This is a genomic window from Variovorax sp. 05T418, assembly GCF_056396385.1.
Map to the genome: position 1 here is coordinate 354,900 of NZ_JBFTLJ010000001.1, position 21,142 is coordinate 376,041.

Genomic DNA, 21,142 nt, shown 5'->3' on the forward strand with positions numbered 1-21,142 from the left:
AGCGAGGGAAGCACGTATGCCGTCGAAGGCCATGGAGACCATGCTCCGCGAGAGCTTGTGGGCGCAGACCCTGGCGGCCGAGGAACTCGACCGCGTGGTGCGCGAGTCGTACGAGCGCGAGGTGCCGGCCGGCGGTTTCGTGATGCGCCGCGGCGAGCCCGCGGATCTCTGGCTCGGCGTCATCGAGGGCCTGGTGAAGATGTCGCTCTCGCTGGCCGATGGCCGCGTCTCCACATTCACCGGCGTGACCTCCGGCGGCTGGGCCGGCGAAGGCTCGCTGCTGAAACCCGGCCCCTGGCGCTACGACGGCGTGGCCATGCGTCCGACGCGCGTGGCCTGCGTGCCGCGCCATACCTTCGAACGCCTGGTGTCGACGAACCTCGATTTCGACCGGTTCCTGCTGTCGCACATCAATGCCCGCCTGAGCCTGTTCATCGGACTCATGGAGTTCGACCGCCTGCTGGGCCCCGACGCGCGCATTGCACGCTGCCTGGCCAGCCTGTTCGACCCGATCCTCTATCCGCAGGCGAGCAGCTTCGTACGCCTGACCCAGGACGAGATCGGCCTCCTGTCCGCGGTCTCGCGCCAGCGCGCCAACCGGGCGCTGCATGCGCTCGAGCGCGCAGGCCTGCTGCGGGTGGAGCACGGCGGGGTCGAGGTGATCGATCTTGAAGGGCTGCGCAACTACGTTGGTGAAGGGAGCTCCTAGCGCAGCCGGCGGTATCCGGGTTTGTCCTCGTTTTTTGGTTATGAATCAAAACTACATTGGTTATCTTCAATAACCTTTGTGGCCGACGGTGCCGCCGGCCGAGGAGACCAGCATGGATCACATCGTGTCATCGTCCTGGCGGCCGGCATGGGCCGCGGTGGGTGCGGCCGCATTGCTCGCGGCCTGTGGCGGAGGCGGCGGCGGGAGCGGCGGCTTTGCGTTCCTGCCGATCGTTCCGGCCGCGCCGGCGGCACCGCCGCCTGCGCCACCCGCACCGCCGCCCGCGGCCTCGCGGGAGGCGAGGCCCGGCACGCTGCAGTCGTGCAGCGACCTCGCGAGCAAGGCCGCCTTCAATGGCACGGCCTACACCAGCATCACTTCCGTGGCGGCCGGCACCCTCACGGTGGCGGGCGTGGGCACACCCACGCCGGCGCACTGCCTGGTGCAGGGAAAGATGAACGAGCGCAGCAGCAGCGTCGACGGCCGCACCTATGCGATCGGCTTCGAGATGCGCCTGCCGGTCGACTGGAACGGGCGCTTCTTCTACCAGGCCAACGGCGGGCTGGACGGAAGCGTGGTGCCGGCCACGGGCGGCGTCGGGGGCGGGTCGCCCACGACCACTGCGCTGCACATGGGCTTTGCCGTGATCAGCTCCGATGCGGGCCACTCGGGCGCGCAGAACCCGGTCTTCGGCATCGATCCGCAGGCGCGCCTGGCCTACGGCTACAACGCCGTCGCGCAGCTCACGCCGATGGCCAAGAACCTGATCGCCAAGGCCTATGGCCGCGCGGCCGACCGCTCCTACTTCGGCGGCTGCTCGAACGGCGGCCGCCATGCGATGGTTGCGGCCGCGCGCTCCGCCAACGATTACGACGGCATCTTGGCGGGCAATCCCGGCTTCAACCTGCCGAAGGCCGCGGTCGCGCAGCTCTACGGCGTGCAGCAGTACGTGCAGGTGACGACCGCCAACACGCCGGCCGGCAAGCCGGACCTGCAGACGGCCTTCACGCAGGCGGAGATGGACACGGTCGCCGGCGCCGTGCGGGCCAAGTGCGACGCGCTCGACGGCGCAACCGACGGCATCGTCGCGAATGTGCAGGCCTGCAAGACGGCCTTCAAGCTGGCCACCGACGTGCCCACCTGCAGCGGCGCGCGCGACGGCAGCTGCCTCACGGCCGCGCAGAAGACGGTGCTCGACAACGTCTTCGGCGGTGCGCGCAACACCGCGGGCACTGCGCTCTACAACGGCTTTCCGTATGACGCGGGCATCAACGGCGCCGATTGGCGGCAATGGAAGTTCTCCAACTCGCAGAACCTGGACACGGCCGCGGTCGGCTTCGTGTTCAGCTCGCCGCCGCTGGGCACGAGCCGTCCCTCGGGCATCGACTTTGCGCTGGGCTTCAGCATGGACGCCGATGCGCCGGGCATCTTCGCGACCACCGCGCTCTACACCGAGTCGGCCATGTCCTTCATGACGCCGCCGAACCCGGGCAACCTCGCGGTGCTGCGCGACCGCGGCAGCAAGCTCATGGTCTATCACGGCACCAGCGACGCGGTGTTCTCGTCGGACGACACGACGCGCTGGTACGACGAGTTGCGCGCGGCCAATGGCGGCGATGCCTCCGGCTTTGCGCGCTTCTTCCCGGTGCCCGGCATGAACCACTGCGGGCGAGGCCCGGCCACGGACCAGTTCGACATGCTGACGCCGCTGGTGGCCTGGGTGGAGAAGGGCAAGGCGCCGGATGCCGTGGTCGCCGCCGCGCGCGGTGCGGGGGCCAACGTGGTCAACACGGAACTGCCCGCCGGCTGGTCGGCCACCCGCACCCGGCCCCTGTGCCCGTATCCGAAGGTGGCGACCTACGTGGGCGGCGATCTCGAATCGGCTGCCAGCTTCGCCTGCAAGTAGGCGGGCCTACACGCGAAGCAACCCGCGAAAGCCCCTGGCCGCGTAGTACGACTGCGCGCCGTTGTGATAGACGAACACGCGGCCGTAGCGCCGATCGCCGAAGAGGGCGCCGCCGAGCGCCCGGATCTCCGGCGGTGCCTGGATCCAGCTCGAGGTCTTGAGGTCGAACTCGCCGAGCGCCTGCAGGTTCCGGTACTGCTCCTCGGTGAGAAGCTCGATGCCCATCGCGGCGGCCATCTCGACCGCGCTGCTCTCTGGCTTGTGTTCCTTGCGGGCGTCGAGCGCTTCGCGGTCGTAGCAGAGGCTGCGGCGGCCGCCGGGGGTCTCCGCGGAGCAGTCGCAGAAGCTGAGGCGGCCGGTCTTCCTGTCCTGGCCGATGAGGTCGGGTTCCCCGCCCGTGGCCTCCATCCCGTGCAGCGACTTCAGCGCGCCGGGATGGGCCTCGAGCCTGGTTTGCACGTCGGCCCACGCGATGGCCCTGTGCCGGTGCATGTTCTTCTCGAAGCGGGTCTTCAGGGCCTGGAGCAGCGCTTCCCGTTCTTGCGCCTTCATGGTTCTTGAATGAGTGCGTTGGGGTTGGTTGCAGGTCTGCCTTGCGCGTGACAGTTTGCCAGATGACATGCGCGGCCCGCGGGATTAAGCTTTTGCCCCGCGCAGGAAATCGCTTGCCGATGGAGGTCTCGCCATGACCAGTCCAGCCCGTTCGTTGCTCCGCACTCCGGCACCGGGGAAAGAGATCGATCTTCCGGCCAGGATGGTGGGCGAGGGGTTCCAGATTGCCGCCCGCTCGCAGAAGACCTACGTCGCCACCGGCGCGCCCGTGGTCTTCTTCGACGTCCTCTCCGAAGACGGCGAGCGCATCGGCATCGCCAATGCGATCCTCGAGCCGCGTTCCGAGGCCGTGGCGGGCATCGGGCATGTCTGCGTGACGCTGAGCGGGGCGCACGCTTCCGTGGAACTGCTGACGCAGGTCGCCGATGTCCTGGTCGACTACGCCCTCGATTCGGGCCTGCGCGAAGTCATGATCGTGGTGCCGCAATCGCATGCAGATTCGGTCGAGGCGTGCTGCAGGCTCGACCCGGTCTCGTCCGGCGCAACGCACCTCGGACACGGCGTCGAGGGGCAGGTCTACATGTATCGCCGGTAGCGGGGCACCTGCGGGATTTCACCAAGGCCCTGCGGCGGCTGGCGCGGCGCATACTTGCCGCAGCGCCGCTCGCCGGCCCCTCCGGGGCTCCGGGCGACTGTCAGGAGGCACGCCCTTGCAGCGAACCGACATTGCCAACCCGGCCTATTTCCACAAGGTCGTCGATTGCCAGTACGCCTGCCCGGCGCACACCCCCGTCCCCGAATACATCCGCATGATCGCGCAGCGCCGCTATGGCGACGCCTACATGGTCAACTGGGTGTCCAACGTCTTTCCCGGCATCCTCGGGCGCACCTGCGACCGGCCTTGCGAGCCGGCCTGCCGGCGCGGGCGGGTCGAACAAAGCAATGAGAAGATTCCCGAGCCGGTGGCGATCTGCCGGCTCAAGCGCGTGGCGGCCGACATGAAGGAGGACGTGCGCGCCCGCATGCCCAAGCCGGCGCCCGGCAACGGCAAGCGCATTGCCTGCGTGGGCGCGGGGCCGGCCTCGCTCACCGTCGCGCGCGACCTGGCGCCGCTCGGCTACGAGGTGACGGTGTTCGACGAGGAGGCCAAGGCCGGCGGCTTCATCCGCACGCAGATCCCGCGCTTTCGGCTGCCGGAATCGGTGATCGACGAGGAGACCGGCTACATCCTGGACCTGGGCGTCGAGTTCCGCGGCGGCGAGCGCATCGGCTCGATGAAGGCGCTGATGGCCGAGGGCTGGGACGCGATCTTCGTCGGCTGCGGCGCGCCGCGCGGGCGCGACCTGGACATTCCCGGGCGGCGGGAAGCGGCAGCCGCCATCCACATCGGCATCGACTGGCTCAATTCCGTGTCCTTCGGCCACGTGAGCCGCATCGGCCGGCGCGTGATCGTGCTGGGCGGCGGCAACACGGCCATGGACTGCTGCCGCTCGGCCCGGCGCCTGGGCGGCAGCGACGTGAAGGTGATCGTGCGCAGCGGCTTCGACGAAATGAAGGCCTCGCCCTGGGAGAAGGAAGACGCGCAGCACGAAGGCATTCCGATCATCGACTTCCATGTGCCCAAGGCCTTCGTGCACGCGGAGGGCAAGCTGCTGGGCATGACCTTCGAGCGCGTCCGCGCCGAGTACGACGCGCAGGGCCGCCGCACGCTGGTGCCCACCGGCGAGCCCGACGCCTGGTTCGAATGCGACGAGGTGCTGGTGGCGGTGGGCCAGGAGAACGCCTTTCCGTGGATCGAGCGCGACTGCGGCATCGCCTTCGACACCTCGGGCCTGCCCGTGCTCGACAAGAACACCTTCCAGTCGACGGTGCCCCATGTGCTGTTCGGCGGCGATGCGGCCTTCGGCCCGAAGAACATCATCACGGCCGTGGCCCACGGCCACGAGGCGGCGGTGTCGATCGACAAGCTGCTGCGCGCCGAGCTGGTCTATGTTCGGCCGGCGCCCATGACCAACCTGGTGTCGCAGAAGATGGGCATCCACGAGTGGAGCTACGACAACGACACCTCCAACGACCTGCGCTACAAGGTGCCGTGGGCCAAGGCCGAGAAGGCGCTGGCCAGCATCGCGGTGGAGGTGGAACTGGGCTTCGACGCCGCCACCGCCTTCAAGGAGGCCGAGCGCTGCCTGAACTGCGATGTGCAGACGGTGTTCACCGAATCCGCCTGCATCGAATGCGATGCCTGCGTGGACATCTGCCCGATGGACTGCATCAGCTTCACCACCAACGGCGACGAGGCGGACCTGCGCCAGCGGCTCAAGGCGCCGGCGCTCAACCTGGCGCAGGACCTGTACGTGTCGGGCGGGCTCAAGACGGGCCGCGTGATGGTCAAGGACGAGGACGTCTGCCTGCACTGCGGCCTGTGCGCCGAGCGCTGCCCCACGGGCGCCTGGGACATGCAGAAGTTCCTGCTGAAGATGACACCTGCGGGGCAGGGGGCGACTGCATGAGCGCCATTCCACAAATTGAGGCGGTCAACGATTTCGTCATCAAGTTCGCCAACGTCAACGGCTCGGGATCGGCCTCGGCCAACGAGCTGTTCGCCAAGGCCATCCTGCGCATGGGCGTGCCGGTGAGCCCGCGCAACATCTTCCCGAGCAACATCCAGGGCCTGCCGACCTGGTACGAGGTGCGCGTGACCGAAGACGGCCACCTGGGCCGGCGCGGCGGCACCGACATGATGGTGGCGATGAACCCGCAGACCTGGGACGCCGACGTGGCCGAACTCGAGCCCGGCGGCTACCTGTTCTACGACAGCACGCGGCCGCTGCCGCCCTCGAAGTTCCGCAGCGACGTCCGCGTGATCGGCATGCCGCTGACCGAGATCTGCAACGCCGTCTACCAGGACCCGCGGCAGCGCCAGCTGTTCAAGAACATCGTCTACGTGGGCGCGCTGGCCATCCTGCTGGGCATCGAGCCCGAGGTGGTCGAGAAGCTGTTCGGCGAGCAGTACAAGGGCAAGGAAAAGCTGCTCGCCTCCAACGTGCAGGCGCTGCACCTGGGCTGCGACTTCGCGCGCGAGAACCTCGAGCTGCTGGGCCTCAGGGTGCGGCGCGCCGACCGGGTGGGCGAGCGCATCTTCGTGGACGGCAACAGCGCCGCGGCGCTGGGCTGCGTGTATGGCGGCGCCACGGTGGCGGCCTGGTATCCGATCACGCCGTCGTCCTCGGTGGCCGAGGCCTTCCAGAAATATTGCGCCAAATTCCGCGTGGACCCGGCCACCGGGCAGCACCGCTTTGCCATCGTGCAGGCGGAGGACGAGCTGGCTTCCATCGGCATGGTGGTCGGCGCGGGCTGGAACGGCGCACGCGCCTTCACGGCGACCTCGGGCCCCGGCATCTCGCTGATGGCCGAGTTCATCGGCCTGGCCTACTTTGCCGAGATCCCGGTCACGCTCATCAACGTGCAGCGCGGCGGCCCATCGACGGGCATGCCGACGCGCACGCAGCAGGCCGACATCCTGGCCTGCGCCTACGCCTCGCACGGCGACACCAAGCACGTGCTGCTGTTTCCGGAAGACCCGCACGAATGCTTCGAGCATGCGGCGGCGGCGCTGGACCTGGCCGACCGGCTGCAGACGCCGGTGTTCCTGATGACGGACCTGGACATCGGCATGAACCAGCGCCTGTGCGCGCCCTTTGCCTGGGACGACAGCCAGGCCTACGACCGCGGCAAGCTCATGAGCGCCGAGGAACTCGAGGCCGGCCGCGACTTCGGCCGCTACAAGGACGTGGACGGCGACGGCATCCCCTGGCGTACGCTGCCGGGCACGCACCCGAGCAAGGGCAGCTACTTCACCCGCGGCACCACGCGCGATGCCTATGCCCGATATTCGGAGCGCGGGCCGGACTACATCTACAACATGGAGCGGCTGCTGAAGAAGTTTGCGACCGCGGCCACGCTGGTGCCGCAGCCGGTGCTGCGCCCGGCTGCCCAGAAGACCGAGCTGGGCGTGATCTATTTCGGTTCGACCAGCCCGTCGATGCACGAGGCGCTGCAGGCACTGGAAGAACGCGGCATCCACCTGGACGCGCTGCGGCTGCGCGCCTTTCCGTTTCCGCAGAGCGTGGTGCAGTTTCTCGCGCAGCACCGGCAGGTGTTCGTGGTCGAGCAGAACCGCGACGCGCAGATGCGCAGCCTGCTGGTCAACGAGCTGGACGTCGATCCCGCCCGGCTGGTGCGGGTGCTGCATTTCGACGGCACGCCCATCACGGCGCGCTTCATCGTCCAGGCCATCAGCACGCATGTGCAGAAGACGCAAGCCTCCGGCACGAAGGAATCTGCATGACCTACCTCGCCAAACCCCGGCTGCACCATCCGACGCTGGCCACCAACAAGGTCGGCTACACGCGGCGCGACTACGAGGGCAAGATCTCCACGCTGTGCGCCGGCTGCGGACACGACTCCATCTCCGCCGCCATCATCGAGGCCTGCTGGGAGCTGGACATCGAGCCGCACCGCGTGGCCAAGCTCTCGGGCATCGGCTGCAGCTCCAAGACGCCGGACTACTTCCTGGGCGCCTCGCACGGCTTCAACACGGTGCACGGCCGCATGCCCAGCGTGCTGACCGGCGCCAACCTGGCCAACCGCGACCTGCTGTACCTGGGCGTCTCGGGCGACGGCGATTCGGCGTCCATCGGCCTGGGCCAGTTCGCCCACGCGATGCGGCGCGGCGTGCGCATGGCCTACATCGTGGAGAACAACGGCGTCTACGGCCTGACCAAGGGCCAGTTCTCGGCCACGGCCGACCAGGGCTCCAGGAGCAAGAAGGGCGTGGTCAACAGCGACAGCCCGGTGGACCTGGTGGCCATGGCGCTGCAGCTGGGCGCGAGCTACGTGGGGCGGGGCTTCTCGGGCAACAAGGCGCAGCTGGTGCCGCTCATCAAAGGGGCGATCAGCCACGGCGGCGCCGCCTTCATCGACGTGATCAGCCCCTGCGTCGCCTTCAACAACCACCCGGGCAGCACCAAGAGCTACGACTACGTGCGCGAGCACAACGAGGCGGTCAGCCGCATCGACTTCATCAGCGGGCGGGAAGAGATCACCGTCGACGTGGCGCCGGGCGAAGTGATGGACGTGCGCCAGCACGACGGCACCCTGCTGCGCCTGCGCAGCCTGCATCCGGGCTACGACCCCGGCGACCGCCATGCCGCCATGGCCCACATGCAGCGGCACCAGGAGATGGGCGAGGTGGTGACCGGGCTGCTCTTCGTCGATCCGCTGGCCAGCGACCTGCACACGGCGCTCAACACCAGCGACCGGCCGCTCAATGCGCTGGGCCCGGCCGAGCTGTGCCCCGGCGCCGAGGCGCTCGCGCGGCTCAACGCGTCCTTGCGCTGAGCGGCGTCCGGCGGCACCATTGGGTTCCTTTCCGGAGGGCGCACCATGGCCGAGCGCACCGTTTTCCAATCCATCTCGCGCAAGCACGTGATCAGCCTGGGTCCGCAGGCCAGCGCGCGCGACGCCGCGTGCGTGATGACGCGCGCCAACTGCGGCAGCGTGCTCGTGCTGGAACTGCCCGACATCCTGCTGGGCATCCTGACCGAGCGCGACCTGATGACCCGCGTGCTGGCGCGGGGGCTCGACCCCGACCGAACGACGGTGCGCGAGGTCATGACGCCCAACCCGATCTGCGTGCCGCCCGAAACGCCGGTGTCCGACGCCGTGGTGCTGATGCTCGAACGGGGCTTTCGCCACCTGCCGCTGGTGGCGGGAACGAAGATCCTGGGCGTGTTCTCGGTGCGCGACGCGCTGCCGCGGGAGCTCGGCACGGCGGTCAGCCTGACGGAGTTCCGCGAGCAGGTGAACGACGCGCTGGGGTAAGGTGGAGGATGGCGTCCCGTCCGGATCAACCTCCTGCGGTGGTGTCGCCATCGAAAGCCTTCCCCACATGCTGAATCCCCTTCGTTCCGACTGCCAACTTGGACAACGGTTGGCGTCGCAGTACGGCATCGACGCCGTGCAGTCACTCGTGAGCAGGTCGCGCCGCGGCTGCGAGCTGGGCGTCGCCCGGATGCGCTATGAGTTGCCGCATCTGTTCGTGCTCGCGCCTCTCCCGCTCGAGAACGCATTCCTGCTCAGCGTGGAGATCAATCCGGGCGGCAGCCGGCGCATCGTCCGTGACGGCAAATCCCGGCAACTGGGCCTGCAGCAGGAGGGCGCCTTTCACATTGCCGATCTTTCGCAGCACGCCTCGGCCTACGTGAGCAGCCCGTTCCATTCGATGTTCTTCCACCTGCCGCGCGCAACCATCGATGCGTTCACCGAAGAAATGGAGATGCCGCGTGTCGATCGGCTGGACTGCGCCGCCGGCACGCTGGACCCGGTGGTCGCCCATCTGGGCCGGGCCATGCTGCCGGTGCTGATGCATCCGCAGGATGCGAGCCGGCTGTTCGTGGAACACCTGGCGCTGGCACTGAAGGCGCACGTGGTGCATGCCTACGGCGGCGCGGCCGGGCCGGCGCCCGTGCACACCCGGGGCCTCGCGCCGTGGCAAGAGCGCCGCGCCAAGGACTTTCTCATGGCGCACCTCGCAGGGGACGTATCGCTGGGCGACGCGGCGCGCGAATGTGCGCTGTCGCGCAGCCACTTCAGCAAGGCGTTCAAGCAGACGACGGGGCAGACGCCGCATGCATGGCTTGTAGCGCAGCGCGTGCAAGCGGCGCGTCGGCTGCTGGGGCAGCCGCATCTTCCGATTGCCGAGATTGCCACGGCCTGCGGTTTTTCCGATCAGAGCCACCTGACGCGGGTTTTCACCGCGCACACAGGCACATCTCCGGCGCGGTGGCGGCGCCTGAACGCGGGCTGATTCGCGCGACGGCCAGGCCGGTCAGGCCGACCTTGGCAGCAGCGCCGGAACCAGCTGCCGGTTCAGCTGCTTCACCCACCACTGGAGCGCCTTTCCCTTGGCGCCGGTCTTCCATGCGAGCCAGAAGGCCTCGGGTGCGCGCGGCTCTTCGGTCTGCAGCTCGACGAGCGTGCCGCGCTTCAGGTCGCCCTCGATGCAGGCGCGCGGTAAGAATCCGTGCCCCAGGCCCGCGGCCTGGCAGGCGATCTTCGCGGCCATGCTGGGTACGGCGACGTGGTGCTGGCCGGCAAGCAGCCCCACGGTGCGGTCGGAAAGGGTGCGCGCGCTGTCGCTCACCACGATGGCGTTGCACTCCAGCAGGTCGCCGCGCTGCAGCGGCCGGCCCAGGCGCGTGAGCGGATGCGTGGGCGCCACGCAGAAAGCGAAGTCGAGGCTTCCCACCATCACCGCCTGGTAACCCCCGCCGGCCGGCCCTTCGCCCGCGGCCACGACGATGTCGGCGCGTCCTTCGCGCAATGCCTCCCAGCTGCCGGTGAGCGCCTCGCACCCGATGCGCAGCCGCGTGCCGCAGCGCAGCGCCTCGAACGCGCGAATGTCGTCGATCAGCGCCTGCGTGGGAATCAGCGAGTCGTGCACCAGCCGCAGCTCCGATTCGAACCCGGTGGCGATCTGCCGCATGCGCGACTCGAGATCGCCGGCGGCGCCAAGCAGCCAGCGGCCTTCCTTGAGCATTTCTTCGCCGGCCGCGGTGAGCGCCACGCGCGGGCCGTTGCGCACGAACAGCAGCATGCCCAACTGCTCCTCGAGCTTGCCCACCGCGTACGAGATGGTGGAGGGCACCTTGTTCAGGCGCGCGGCGGCGCCTGCAAATGAGCCGTGGCGCGCGATGGCGTCCACGAGTTCGATGGCTTCGAGACTGAGCTTGAGCACGGCTGGTCCTTGGAAATGAATCATCGAAAAATTCGATGATTGACGGCTAAAAGTTTCGTCAACAGGCCTCGATGAAAGAAAGATGATTCAGCCATGCATCGGGGATTCTTCTCCGAAGCGATTGTGAATCACATCGAACCAAACGACCATCAAGGACCCCAATCATGTTGGAAATTCGCAGCGCCAATGACCGCGGACTTGCAGACTTCGGCTGGCTCAAGTCCCGCCACACCTTCTCTTTCGGCCACTACCACGACCCGAAGCAGGAAGGCTTCTCCGACCTGCTGGTGATCAACGACGACCGCGTGCATCCGGGCCGCGGCTTCGGCACCCATCCACACCGCGACATGGAAATCTTCTCGTACGTGCTCGACGGCGCGCTCGAGCACAAGGACTCGATGGGCACCGGCTCGGTCATCCGCCCGGGCGACGTTCAGATGATGAGCGCCGGTACCGGCGTGCGCCACAGCGAGTTCAATTCCTCCTCCACCGATCCGCTGCATTTCCTGCAGATCTGGATCGTGCCCAACGCCAAGGGCGTAGCGCCCCGCTACCAGCAAGTGCACTTCGCACCCGAGGAAAAGCGCGGCCGGCTGCGGCTGATCGTCTCGCCGGAGGGTGCCGGCGGCTCGCTTGCCGTGCACCAGGACGCCCGCGTCTACGCCGGCCTGTTCGACGGCGATGAAGCCGCCTCGCTCGCGCTCGGCCCCGATCGCCATGCCTATGTGCATGTGGCACGCGGCAGCGTGGAAGTGAACGGCCAGCGGCTGGGCGAGGGCGACGGCGCGCGGGCGCGCGGCGAGCAGCGGCTCGAGCTGGCGCGCGGCGAGGGCGCCGAGGTGCTGGTGTTCGACCTGCGCCCGAAAGAGTTGCCTTCCTTCTGACATTGCGCGTGCGCCCCTTGGCGGCGCGGACGCAAATGTCCAAACGGCCTCACTAATCGACAAGACATGCATCGGCGCTGAAACGACGATGCATGGCAACGCAAGACCCAATTTTTTTCACCAACTCACGGAGAGTCCCATGTCCATCAAAGCCACCCCCACCGCCGGCGCAAAGCTGCTCACCCCTACCGACCACACGCTGGTGATGATCGACTTCCAGTCGCAGATGGCCTTTGCCACGCACTCGATCGACGCGGTGAACCTGCGCAACAACGCGGCCCTCGTGGCCCATGCGGCGGCCGGCTTCAAGGTGTCGACCATCCTCACGACCGTGGCCGAGAAGAGTTTTTCGGGCCCGATGTTCAGCGAGATCACCGACGCCTTCCCGGGCCAGAAGATGCTCGACCGCACCTCGATGAACACCTGGGAAGACGCGGCCGTGATCGAGCGCATCAACGAGATCGGCAAGAAGCGCATCGTGCTCTCGGGCCTGTGGACCGGCGTGTGCATCGTCGGGCCGGCGCTGTCGGCCATCGACCAGGGCTTCGAGGTGTTCGTGATCGCCGACGCCTGCGGCGACGTCTCGGCCGAGGCGCACAACCGCGCGATGGACCGCATGGTGCAGGCCGGCGCGCAACCGATGACCTCGCTGCAATACCTGCTCGAGCTGCAGCGCGACTGGGCCCGCACGGACACCTATGAAATGACCACCGGCATCGCAAAGAAGTTCGGCGGCGCCTACGGCCTGGGCGTAACCTACGCCAAGACCATGTTCGGCGCGCACGAAGGCTGATCGCCGCGGTGACCAAGATGAAGCCCTATGTCCTGTCGCTCGCGCTCGGCCTGCTGGTCGGCGTGATCTACGCACTGTTCCAGGTGCGTTCGCCGGCGCCGCCGGTCATCGCCCTGGTCGGGCTTCTCGGGATCCTGCTCGGCGAGCAGATCCCGCCGCTCATCAAGAGCGTGATCAAGCCCGAGGCGGCCGCCACCTCGTGGCTGCAGCACCAGGTCAAGCCGCATGTGTTCGGCGAACTGCCGCAGTGCGCCAAGGGCGAGGCCGGCGCCGCGGCCGGAAGGAAGGCATGAGCGATTCATTCGACGAACGGCGCCGGCGCCTCTGCCTCGGTACGCTTGGCGCCGCTCTTGCCGGTACGGCAATGGCCCAATCCAACCCCTCAAGGACACCCGACATGGCAGGCACCACCGCCCCCCACCTGATCCTGCACAACGGCCGCTTCACCACACTGGACCGCGCCAACCCCGTGGCCGACGCCGTGGCCATCAAGGACGGCCGCTTCACCCGCGTGGGCCGCGCGCAGGACATCCTGCCGCTCGCGGACGGCAGCACCCGCGTGATCGACCTGCAAGGCAGGCGCGTGCTGCCGGGCCTCATCGACAACCACCTGCACATCATCCGCGGCGGCCTCAATTTCAACCTCGAACTGCGCTGGGACGGCGTGCGCAGCCTGGCCGATGCCATGGGCATGCTCAAGCGCCAGGTCGCGATCACGCCCGCGCCGCAGTGGGTGCGCGTGGTGGGCGGCTTCACGGAGCACCAGTTCGCCGAAAAGCGCCTGCCGACCATCGAGGAGCTCAACGCCGTGGCGCCCGACACGCCGGTGTTCCTGCTGCACCTGTACGACCGCGCGCTGCTCAACGGCGCCGCGCTGCGCGCCGTCGGCTACACCAAGGACACGCCCGCGCCGCCCGGCGGCGAGATCGTGCGCGACGCGGCCGGCAACCCCACGGGCCTGCTGCTGGCCAAGCCCAATGCGTCGATCCTCTATGCGACCCTGGCCAAGGGCCCGAAGCTGCCCTTCGAATACCAGCTCAATTCCACGCGCCACTTCATGCGCGAACTCAACCGCCTGGGCGTGACCGGCGCCATCGACGCGGGCGGCGGCTTCCAGAATTTTCCCGAGGACTACCAGGTGATCCAGCAGCTGGCCGATGCCGGCCAGCTCACCATCCGCCTGGCCTACAACCTGTTCACGCAGAAGCCCAAGCAGGAGAAGGAAGACTTCCTCCACTGGACCGCCACCTCGAAGTACAAGCAGGGCGACGACTACTTCCGCCACAACGGCGCGGGCGAGATGCTGGTGTTCTCGGCCGCCGACTTCGAGGACTTCCGCCAGCCGCGCCCCGACATGGCGCCCGAGATGGAAGGCGATCTCGAAGAGGTGGTGCGCGTGCTGGTGCAGAACAAGTGGCCGTGGCGCCTGCATGCCACCTACGACGAGACCATCGACCGCGCGCTCGGCGTGTTCGAGAAGGTGAATCGCGACACGCCGCTCGCCGGCCTGAACTGGTTCTTCGACCATTGCGAAACCATTTCGGAAAAATCGATCGACCGCATCGCCGCGCTGGGCGGCGGCATCGCGGTGCAGCACCGCATGGCCTACCAGGGCGAATACTTCGTCGAGCGCTACGGCGCCGGCGCGGCCGAGGCCACGCCGCCGGTCAAGCGCATGCTCGAGAAGGGCGTGAAGGTGTCGGCCGGCACCGATGCGACGCGCGTTGCCTCGTACAACCCGTGGGTGTCGCTGTCGTGGCTGGTCACCGGCAAGACCGTGGGCGGCATGCAGCTCTACCCGCAGCGCAACTGCCTGGACCGCGAGGCCGCGCTGCGCATGTGGACCGAGAACGTGACCTGGTTCTCGAACGAGGTCGGCAAGAAGGGCCGCATCGAAGCCGGCATGCTCGCCGACCTCGTGGTGCCCGACCGCGACTTCTTCGCCTGCCCGGAATCGGAGATTGCCGACACCACCGCGCTCCTGACCATGGTCGGCGGCAAGGTGGTCTATGGCGCCGGCCCGTTCGCAGCGCACGACGAAGGCGCGCCGCCGCCGGCCATGCCCGACTGGTCGCCGGTGCGCCGCTTCGGCGGCTACGCCGGCTGGGGCGATGCCGAGGGCGCGCCGCTGCAGAAGGCCATGCGCCACGCGGCCATGTCCTGCGCCTGCGCCAACGACTGCAACGTGCACGGCCACCAGCATGCGACGGCCTGGAGCAGCAAGCTGCCGATCGCCGACCTCAAGAGCTTCTGGGGCGCGCTCGGCTGCGCCTGCTGGGCGGTGTGATGCGCTGGACCATTTCACCCGCCGTGCGCTGGCTCGCCTTGCTGCTGCTGTGCGCGGCCTACCTGCAGGGCGGGCTCAACAAGGCCATGGACTTCAACGCGGCCATCGCCGAGATGAACCACTTCGGCCTCTCGCCCGCAGGGCCGCTGGCCGCCGCGGTGATCGTGCTGGAGCTCGGCGCGGCCGCGTTCATCCTCACGGGCTTTCACCGCTGGCTCGGCGCGCTGGCGCTCGCGGGCTTCACCTTGATGGCGACCTTCGTCGCGCTGCGCTTCTGGGAGATGCCGCAGCCCGAGCGCTTCATGGCGGCCAATTCCTTCTTCGAGCACCTGGGGCTGGTCGGCGGCTTCGTGCTGGTGGCCTGGCACGACCTGAAGGAGCGAGCGAATGGCTGATCTCGCAGATGCCGCAGAGGCCGCCCAGGCCGCGAAGCCGAGCAGCAGCTTTGCGCCGCTGCGCCAGCCGGTCTTTGCCGTGCTGTGGGCGGCCACCGTGCTCGGCAACATCGGCAGCTTCATGCGCGACGTGGCGAGCTCCTGGCTCGTGACCGACCTGTCGGCCAGCCCCACGGCGGTGGCGCTGATCCAGACCGCGGCCACGCTGCCGATCTTCCTGCTCGCGATTCCGGCCGGGGTGCTGTCCGACATCCTCGACCGGCGGCGCTTCCTGATCTTCGTGCAGCTGGTGCTGGCGGGCGTGAGCGGCACGCTGCTGGTGCTCTCGCACACCGGCGCGCTCACCGTCGAGTACCTGATCGCGCTGACCTTCGTCGGCGGCATCGGCGCCGCGCTCATGGGGCCGACCTGGCAGTCGATCGTGCCCGAGCTGGTGCCGCGCGCCGACCTCAAGAACGCGGTGGCGCTGAACTCGCTGGGCATCAATATTGCGCGCTCCATCGGGCCGGCCGCGGGCGGCCTGATCCTCGCGAGCTTCGGCGCCGCCCTGACCTATGGCGCCGACGTGCTCAGCTATGTGTTCGTGATCGCGGCGCTGCTGTGGTGGAAGCGCCCGGCGGCCGCCGACAGCGGCCTGTCGGAGAACTTCCTGGGCGCCTTCCGCGCCGGCCTGCGCTACACGCGCGCCAGCCGCGAGCTGCACCGTGTGCTGCTGCGCGCGGCGGTGTTCTTCCTGTTCGCCAGTTCGGTGTGGGCGCTGCTGCCGCTGGTGGCGCGACAGATGCTGGGCGGCAGCGCCGGCTTCTACGGCATCCTGCTGGGCGCCGTGGGTGCGGGCGCCATCGGCGGCGCGCTGGTGATGCCGCGGCTGCGCGCGCGCTTCGATGCCGACGGCATGCTGCTGCTGGCCTCGCTGCTCACCGCCGGCGTGATGGGCAGCCTGGTGTTCGCGCCGCCGCAGTGGCTCGCAGTGCTGTTGCTGCTGGTGCTGGGCCTGGGCTGGATCATCGCGCTCACCACGCTCAACGGCGTGGCGCAGTCGATCCTGCCGAACTGGGTGCGCGGGCGCGGCCTGGCCGTGTACCTCACGGTGTTCAACGGCGCAATGGCGGCCGGCAGCCTGGGCTGGGGCCTGGTGGCGCAGGAGATCGGCGTGCCGTACACGCTGGTGGCGGGCGCCGCCGGGCTGGTGGTCGTGGCCCTGCTGTTCCACCGTGCACGCCTGCCCACCGGCGATTCGGACCTGCAGGCCTCGAACCACTGGCCCGAGCCACTGGTGGCCGAGCCTGTCGCGCACGACCGCGGTCCCGTGATGGTGCAGGTCGAGTACCGCATCCGCAAGGAAGACCGCCCGGCGTTCCTGGACGCGATGAAGCGGCTGTCGCTCGAGCGCCGCCGCGACGGCGCCTACGCATGGGGCGTGACCGAGCACACCAGCGACCCCGAGCGCGTGATGGAGTGGTTCCTGGTCGAGTCCTGGGCCGAGCACCTGCGCCAGCACCACCGCGTGTCGCATGCCGACGCCGACCTGCAGAACGAAGCCGTGCGCTTTCACATCGGGCCCGGCCGGCCCGAGGTGCACCACTTCCTGTCGCTCTGATTTCCTTTCTTTCTTTTCGTCATACTGGAGAAACCATGACCACACTCACCCTGCGCGACGGCACCGAGCTCTACTACAAGGACTGGGGCTCGGGCCAGCCCATCCTCTTCAGCCACGGCTGGCCGCTGAGCGCCGACATGTGGGACGCCCAGATGCTGTTCTTCGCCGAACGCGGCTACCGCGCGATCGCCTTCGACCGGCGCGGCTTCGGCCGCTCCAGCCAGCCGTGGACCGGCTACGACTACGACACCTTCGCCGACGACATCGCCGAGCTGGTCGAGACGCTCGACCTCAAGGACGTGGTGCTCGTGGGCTTCTCGATGGGCGGCGGCGACGTGGCGCGCTACATCGCGCGCAAGGGCAGCGCACGCGTGACGAAGCTCGCGCTCATCAGCGCCGTGACGCCGCTGTTCATGAAGACGCCCGACCATCCGGTGGGCCCGGATGCCTCGCTCTTCGCCGGCATCCGCGCCGGGCTGGCCGCGGACCGTCCGCAGTTCCTCGACGACTTCAGCACGCTCTTCTACGGCACCAACCGCCCCGGTGCGAAGGTCTCGCAAGGCATCTTCAAGCAGACGCTGCAGATCGCGCTGCAGGCCTCGGCCAAGGCCACCATCGACTGCGTGACCGCGTTCTCCGAAACCGACTTTCGCCCCGACATGGCCAAGATCGACGTGCCCACGCTCGTGATCCACGGCGACGACGACCAGGTGGTGCCCGTCGAGGCCACGGGCAAGCTCGCGGCCGAGATGATCAAGGGCAGCCAGCTCAAGGTCTACGCCGGCGCGCCGCATGCCACCTGCACCACGCACAAGGACCAGGTGAACGCCGACCTGCTGGCCTTCATCCAGGCCTGAGCGTTCGGCGGACGCGGGCATGCAAGGCGCCTACGGCGATCTCCTGGGACGGTACTTCGAGCTGCCCTGCGCGCCCGCCCTCGTCATGCTGCCCGCGCCGACGACGCCCTTCGTCGCCACGCGCATCACCTGCCTGCCCGACCAGCTGGGCATGAAGCAGGAGATCCCGCGGCAGGACGCCTTCGCCGTGACCCTGCACCTTGCCGGTGTGAGCCACCACGAGCTCTGGGTGCGGGGCCGGCCTTCGGTGGTGCGCGGCTATGCGCCCGGGGCGATCAGCATCGTCGACCTGCGCGACGAGGTGGCGAGCTACCTGGGCAGTCCGCTGGATGCCCTTCACTTCTACGTGCCGCGCGCGCTGGTGGACGCCGTGACCGATGCGGCGGGCCTGGCGCGCGTGAGCGGCATTGCCTGCATGCCGGGGCTGGTCGATCCCGTGATCGAAAACCTGGGGGCGGCGGTGCTGGCCTTGCTCGAGCGGCGGCAGCGCGCAAGCTCGGCGACGAGCGAGCACCTGGCGATCGCGATCTGTGCGCACCTGGTCCATCGCTTCGGAAGCACCGCCGGCGGCGATGCCGCCGCGTCCCGGGCGCCGCGGCATTCGCGGTGCATGCACTGAACGCCACCCCTTTCCATTCGAGACCCTTCTCATGACCACGCCTTCTTCACCCTCCGTCCAAGACAACCCGTCCAAGCACCGTTTCGAATTCGAATCGCAAGGCGAGCGCGCGGTCGCGATCTACAGCCTGGCCGGCGGCGTCATCACCTTCATCCACACGCTGGTGCCCGAGGCGCTGCAAGGCCAGGGCGTGGCCCGGCAGCTGGTACTCGCGGGCCTGGCTTCCGCGCGCGAACGGGGCCTGCGCGTCATTCCGCAATGCCCGGTGTTCGCGGCCTACATGCGCTCACATCCCGAGACGCACGACCTGCTGGCCGACGAAGGCCGCGCGCTGCTGGGCCTCTGAGCCGGTCGGGCCGGAGCTTCTTCAGTGGTGGGGGCCGGGCGCTTCGGCGGCCTCGCCCTCGTGCGTGGCGCGCTGGAGCAGCACGGCGCAGGCCGCCAGCACCGGCGGAACCACGAAGCACCAGACATTCAGCTGGCTGTAGATGAGCGCGGCGGCGGCGCAGCCCGTGGCGAACACCGCGACGCTGGCGGCCATGCGCCGCAGCCGGGCGCGCGCCACGGCGACTTCTTCCGGCGCCAGGCCGCGCAGCAGGTCGGCGATGTCGATCATCACCTGCGTGGTCGTGCCGGTCATGAGCGTGGTCGGCGGAGCGCTGCCCAGATGCAGCCGGTGCACGGCGTTCTGGATCGCCATGGCCGACACCAGCGACATGCCGGTGAGCATCGCGAGGCCGCTGTCGCTGTCCTTGAACGGGCCGTAGCAGATGGCAAACGCTGCGCCCGCCGCCAGCAGCAGCGTCTTGAGCACCAGCATCGTGCGCAGCACCGGCAAGCCCAGGGCGGGCAGCCCGTGGCCGAGCCATCGCGCGAGCACCACCACGGCGCAGAACACCGGCAGCGCCACCAGCTTGGTCAGCGCGCCCGAGGTGCCATGCACCAGCGCCGCGCCGATGGTCACGAAGTTGCCCGTGACATGGGCCGTGAACAGGCCCTGCAGCGCCAGGAAGCCGGCAGTGTCCACGAAGCCGCCGTTGAGGCTCATGAGCAGGGGGAGGGAGGGTTTCATGAAGTGACTTTCGCGTGAGGAGGAGGAAAGAGGCGGGAATGCGCGGCCCATGGTGCGTCATTTCGCGCGCACCGTCTTGTCGGCTTGGCGGCTGCTTTGCACATTCGTGCGCACCCGGTGCATTCAGGGCGGGCGACTCTTGTTCAAGACACGGGCGAGCCGGCGCGGTACACATCCCGTCGAGACATCCCGCAGCAAGAATTCCAATGACCCACCCCCACAGCCGACCCCCGACCCTGACCACCGCGGGCGGCGCGCCCGTCGCGGACAGCCAGCACTCGATCACCGCGGGCCCGCGCGGGCCGATCCTGCGGCAGGACTACCAGATGAGCGAGAAGCTGGCCTACCTGGCGCGTGAACGCATTCCGGAACGGGTGCTGCATGCCAAGGGCGCGGCCGCCTTCGGCACGCTGCGCATCACGGGCGACATCTCGCGCCACACGCGCGCACGGGTGCTGCAGCCGGGGCAGTGCACGCCCGTGCTGGTCCGCTTCTCGGGGCTGACGGGCGAGCAGGGCTGCGCGGACGCGGAGCGCGACCTGCGCGGCTTCGCCATCAAGGCCTACACCGACGAAGGCAACTGGGACCTGGTCGGCAGCCACCTGCCGGTCGCCTGCATCCGCGATCCGCAGAAATTTCCCGACCTGGTGCGGGCGCTGAAGCGGCATCCGGTGCGGCACGTGCGCTCGCCCACGGCGATCTGGGACTTCTGGTCGCTGTCGCCCGAGAGCCTGCACCAGATCGTGATGCTGTTCTCCGACCGCGGCCTGCCGGCCGGCTTTCGCCACATGCACGGCTATGGCGTGCATGCCTTCGGGCTGGTCAACGCGGCCGGCGAGCGGGTCTGGGTCAAGTTCCATCTGCGCACGCTTCAGGGCATCCGGTGCCTGACCAATGGGGAAGCCCGCGAGCTGATCGCCGACGACCGCGAAAGCGCGCAGCGCGATCTGTTCGACGCCATTGAACGAGGCGAGCTCCCGCGCTGGTTGCTGCAGGTCCAGCTGATGAGCGAGGCAGAGGCAGCGCAGCTGCCGTTCAACCCGTTCGACGCGACCAAGGTCTGGCCGCAGCAGGATTTTCCGCTCGTCGAAGTCGGCGTGGTCGAACTCGACGCGAACCCCGACAACTACTTTGCGCAGGTCGAGCAAGCCACCTTCAATCCCGCCAACATCGTGCCCGGCATCTGCTTCTCGCCCGACAAGCTGCTGCAGGGGCGGCTGCTGGCCTATGCCGACGCGCAGCGCTACCGCGTGGGGACGCACCACGAGGCCCTGCCGGTGAACCGGCCCCGGTCGCCGGTGCACACCTATCACGCCGACGGCGCGATGCGCCTGGACGTTCCCGCCCGCACCGATGCCTACTACGAGCCGAACTCGTTCGGAGGACCGCGCCCTGACCGCACGCTGGCCGAGCCGCCGCTGCCCCTGGAAGGCGATGCCACGCGCTTCGATGACCGCCAAGGGCTTGGAGACCATGCACAGGCGGCGGCCCTGTACCGCAGCATGGACGAGGGCCAGAGACAGCGGCTGCTCGAGAACATCGCCAGTTCGATGGCGGGTGTGCCAGAGCTGATCCAGCGGCGCCAGGTCGCGCACTTCCGGCTCGTCGACGCCTCGCTGGGCGAGGGCGTGGCCGGCCGGCTCGGTCTCTAGCGCGGCTGAGGGCGATCC

At 68.7% G+C, this 21,142-nt stretch carries 21 protein-coding genes; 18 read left to right on the forward strand and 3 right to left on the reverse strand.

Features of this window, described 5'->3' with window-relative positions:
• Positions 1-16: 16 nt before the first annotated feature.
• A complete protein-coding gene (locus AC1DMS_RS01775; RefSeq protein ID WP_015865539.1) occupies positions 17-709 on the forward strand; it encodes a Crp/Fnr family transcriptional regulator in 693 nt (230 codons plus the stop codon).
• A gap of 112 nt (positions 710-821) precedes the next feature.
• Positions 822-2,615, forward strand: coding sequence for a tannase/feruloyl esterase family alpha/beta hydrolase (locus AC1DMS_RS01780; RefSeq protein ID WP_015865538.1), 1,794 nt, complete (start codon positions 822-824; stop codon positions 2,613-2,615).
• Between the two features lie 6 nt (positions 2,616-2,621).
• On the opposite strand, the gene AC1DMS_RS01785 is transcribed toward AC1DMS_RS01780, so the two are convergent.
• A complete protein-coding gene (locus AC1DMS_RS01785; protein ID WP_015865537.1) occupies positions 2,622-3,167 on the reverse strand; it encodes a DUF4256 domain-containing protein in 546 nt (181 codons plus the stop codon).
• A gap of 133 nt (positions 3,168-3,300) precedes the next feature.
• On the opposite strand from AC1DMS_RS01785, the gene AC1DMS_RS01790 reads away from it, so the two are divergent.
• The 6 genes from AC1DMS_RS01790 to AC1DMS_RS01815 all read left to right on the forward strand — a co-directional run bounded on the left by AC1DMS_RS01790 (position 3,301) and on the right by AC1DMS_RS01815 (position 10,035).
• Positions 3,301-3,762, forward strand: a complete 462-nt coding sequence (locus AC1DMS_RS01790; protein ID WP_478180624.1) for a hypothetical protein — start codon at positions 3,301-3,303, stop codon at positions 3,760-3,762.
• Between the two features lie 115 nt (positions 3,763-3,877).
• Positions 3,878-5,677 carry an FAD-dependent oxidoreductase gene (locus tag AC1DMS_RS01795; RefSeq protein ID WP_478180625.1) on the forward strand — a complete coding sequence of 600 codons (1,800 nt, stop codon included), beginning with the start codon at positions 3,878-3,880 and terminating at the stop codon, positions 5,675-5,677.
• The gene (locus AC1DMS_RS01800; protein ID WP_015865534.1) at positions 5,674-7,515 is read left to right on the forward strand and encodes a 2-oxoacid:acceptor oxidoreductase subunit alpha; all 1,842 of its coding nucleotides are present in this window, start codon (positions 5,674-5,676) and stop codon (positions 7,513-7,515) included. Before AC1DMS_RS01795 ends, AC1DMS_RS01800 begins: the two co-directional genes overlap by 4 nt.
• On the forward strand, positions 7,512-8,567 hold the full coding sequence (locus AC1DMS_RS01805) for a 2-oxoacid:ferredoxin oxidoreductase subunit beta (protein ID WP_015865533.1): 1,056 nt from the start codon (positions 7,512-7,514) through the stop codon (positions 8,565-8,567). Before AC1DMS_RS01800 ends, AC1DMS_RS01805 begins: the two co-directional genes overlap by 4 nt.
• 45 nt (positions 8,568-8,612) lie before the next feature.
• Entirely contained in the window at positions 8,613-9,050 is a 438-nt protein-coding gene (locus AC1DMS_RS01810; RefSeq protein ID WP_015865532.1) for a CBS domain-containing protein, read from the forward strand.
• Between the two features lies 1 nt (position 9,051).
• Positions 9,052-10,035: a helix-turn-helix domain-containing protein gene (locus tag AC1DMS_RS01815; RefSeq protein WP_478180626.1), complete on the forward strand. Its 984-nt coding sequence runs from the start codon at positions 9,052-9,054 to the stop codon at positions 10,033-10,035.
• A gap of 21 nt (positions 10,036-10,056) precedes the next feature.
• On the opposite strand, the gene AC1DMS_RS01820 is transcribed toward AC1DMS_RS01815, so the two are convergent.
• Positions 10,057-10,965: a LysR family transcriptional regulator gene (locus tag AC1DMS_RS01820; protein ID WP_015865530.1), complete on the reverse strand. Its 909-nt coding sequence runs from the start codon at positions 10,963-10,965 to the stop codon at positions 10,057-10,059.
• A gap of 164 nt (positions 10,966-11,129) precedes the next feature.
• On the opposite strand from AC1DMS_RS01820, the gene AC1DMS_RS01825 reads away from it, so the two are divergent.
• The 9 genes from AC1DMS_RS01825 to AC1DMS_RS01865 all read left to right on the forward strand — a co-directional run bounded on the left by AC1DMS_RS01825 (position 11,130) and on the right by AC1DMS_RS01865 (position 18,746).
• On the forward strand, positions 11,130-11,849 hold the full coding sequence (locus AC1DMS_RS01825; protein ID WP_015865529.1) for a pirin family protein: 720 nt from the start codon (positions 11,130-11,132) through the stop codon (positions 11,847-11,849).
• Positions 11,850-11,988: 139 nt separating this feature from the next.
• Positions 11,989-12,642, forward strand: a complete 654-nt coding sequence (locus tag AC1DMS_RS01830) for a hydrolase (protein WP_015865528.1) — start codon at positions 11,989-11,991, stop codon at positions 12,640-12,642.
• Positions 12,643-12,659: 17 nt separating this feature from the next.
• Positions 12,660-12,935, forward strand: a complete 276-nt coding sequence (locus AC1DMS_RS01835; RefSeq protein WP_015865527.1) for a DUF1427 family protein — start codon at positions 12,660-12,662, stop codon at positions 12,933-12,935.
• A gap of 104 nt (positions 12,936-13,039) precedes the next feature.
• On the forward strand, positions 13,040-14,929 hold the full coding sequence (locus AC1DMS_RS01840) for an amidohydrolase (RefSeq protein ID WP_015865526.1): 1,890 nt from the start codon (positions 13,040-13,042) through the stop codon (positions 14,927-14,929).
• Entirely contained in the window at positions 14,929-15,324 is a 396-nt protein-coding gene (locus tag AC1DMS_RS01845) for a DoxX family protein (RefSeq protein WP_015865525.1), read from the forward strand. Before AC1DMS_RS01840 ends, AC1DMS_RS01845 begins: the two co-directional genes overlap by 1 nt.
• Positions 15,317-16,924, forward strand: a complete 1,608-nt coding sequence (locus tag AC1DMS_RS01850) for an MFS transporter (RefSeq protein ID WP_478180627.1) — start codon at positions 15,317-15,319, stop codon at positions 16,922-16,924. The genes AC1DMS_RS01845 and AC1DMS_RS01850 overlap by 8 nt, the downstream gene beginning before the upstream one ends.
• 35 nt (positions 16,925-16,959) lie before the next feature.
• Positions 16,960-17,781, forward strand: coding sequence for an alpha/beta fold hydrolase (locus AC1DMS_RS01855; protein ID WP_015865523.1), 822 nt, complete (start codon positions 16,960-16,962; stop codon positions 17,779-17,781).
• Between the two features lie 19 nt (positions 17,782-17,800).
• Positions 17,801-18,400, forward strand: coding sequence for a hypothetical protein (locus AC1DMS_RS01860; RefSeq protein WP_015865522.1), 600 nt, complete (start codon positions 17,801-17,803; stop codon positions 18,398-18,400).
• Positions 18,401-18,431: 31 nt separating this feature from the next.
• Positions 18,432-18,746 (forward strand): GNAT family N-acetyltransferase, encoded by a 315-nt coding sequence (locus AC1DMS_RS01865; RefSeq protein WP_015865521.1) that lies wholly within the window; start codon positions 18,432-18,434, stop codon positions 18,744-18,746.
• Positions 18,747-18,767: 21 nt separating this feature from the next.
• On the opposite strand, the gene AC1DMS_RS01870 is transcribed toward AC1DMS_RS01865, so the two are convergent.
• Positions 18,768-19,472 (reverse strand): DUF1275 family protein, encoded by a 705-nt coding sequence (locus AC1DMS_RS01870; RefSeq protein WP_015865520.1) that lies wholly within the window; start codon positions 19,470-19,472, stop codon positions 18,768-18,770.
• Between the two features lie 206 nt (positions 19,473-19,678).
• On the opposite strand from AC1DMS_RS01870, the gene AC1DMS_RS01875 reads away from it, so the two are divergent.
• A complete protein-coding gene (locus AC1DMS_RS01875; RefSeq protein WP_015865519.1) occupies positions 19,679-21,124 on the forward strand; it encodes a catalase in 1,446 nt (481 codons plus the stop codon).
• Positions 21,125-21,142 lie beyond the last annotated feature (18 nt).

What these genes read in the sequence shown, in the direction of transcription:
- AC1DMS_RS01775 (WP_015865539.1), top strand. Translation starts at nt 17, where the DNA reads ATGCCGTCGAAGGCCATGGAGACCATGCTCCGCGAGAGCTTGTGGGCG.
- AC1DMS_RS01780 (WP_015865538.1), top strand. Translation starts at nt 822, where the DNA reads ATGGATCACATCGTGTCATCGTCCTGGCGGCCGGCATGGGCCGCGGTG.
- AC1DMS_RS01785 (WP_015865537.1), bottom strand. Translation starts at nt 3,167, where the DNA reads ATGAAGGCGCAAGAACGGGAAGCGCTGCTCCAGGCCCTGAAGACCCGC.
- AC1DMS_RS01790 (WP_478180624.1), top strand. Translation starts at nt 3,301, where the DNA reads ATGACCAGTCCAGCCCGTTCGTTGCTCCGCACTCCGGCACCGGGGAAA.
- AC1DMS_RS01800 (WP_015865534.1), top strand. Translation starts at nt 5,674, where the DNA reads ATGAGCGCCATTCCACAAATTGAGGCGGTCAACGATTTCGTCATCAAG.
- AC1DMS_RS01805 (WP_015865533.1), top strand. Translation starts at nt 7,512, where the DNA reads ATGACCTACCTCGCCAAACCCCGGCTGCACCATCCGACGCTGGCCACC.
- AC1DMS_RS01810 (WP_015865532.1), top strand. Translation starts at nt 8,613, where the DNA reads ATGGCCGAGCGCACCGTTTTCCAATCCATCTCGCGCAAGCACGTGATC.
- AC1DMS_RS01825 (WP_015865529.1), top strand. Translation starts at nt 11,130, where the DNA reads ATGTTGGAAATTCGCAGCGCCAATGACCGCGGACTTGCAGACTTCGGC.
- AC1DMS_RS01830 (WP_015865528.1), top strand. Translation starts at nt 11,989, where the DNA reads ATGTCCATCAAAGCCACCCCCACCGCCGGCGCAAAGCTGCTCACCCCT.
- AC1DMS_RS01835 (WP_015865527.1), top strand. Translation starts at nt 12,660, where the DNA reads ATGAAGCCCTATGTCCTGTCGCTCGCGCTCGGCCTGCTGGTCGGCGTG.
- AC1DMS_RS01840 (WP_015865526.1), top strand. Translation starts at nt 13,040, where the DNA reads ATGGCAGGCACCACCGCCCCCCACCTGATCCTGCACAACGGCCGCTTC.
- AC1DMS_RS01845 (WP_015865525.1), top strand. Translation starts at nt 14,929, where the DNA reads ATGCGCTGGACCATTTCACCCGCCGTGCGCTGGCTCGCCTTGCTGCTG.
- AC1DMS_RS01850 (WP_478180627.1), top strand. Translation starts at nt 15,317, where the DNA reads ATGGCTGATCTCGCAGATGCCGCAGAGGCCGCCCAGGCCGCGAAGCCG.
- AC1DMS_RS01855 (WP_015865523.1), top strand. Translation starts at nt 16,960, where the DNA reads ATGACCACACTCACCCTGCGCGACGGCACCGAGCTCTACTACAAGGAC.
- AC1DMS_RS01860 (WP_015865522.1), top strand. Translation starts at nt 17,801, where the DNA reads ATGCAAGGCGCCTACGGCGATCTCCTGGGACGGTACTTCGAGCTGCCC.
- AC1DMS_RS01865 (WP_015865521.1), top strand. Translation starts at nt 18,432, where the DNA reads ATGACCACGCCTTCTTCACCCTCCGTCCAAGACAACCCGTCCAAGCAC.
- AC1DMS_RS01870 (WP_015865520.1), bottom strand. Translation starts at nt 19,472, where the DNA reads ATGAAACCCTCCCTCCCCCTGCTCATGAGCCTCAACGGCGGCTTCGTG.
- AC1DMS_RS01875 (WP_015865519.1), top strand. Translation starts at nt 19,679, where the DNA reads ATGACCCACCCCCACAGCCGACCCCCGACCCTGACCACCGCGGGCGGC.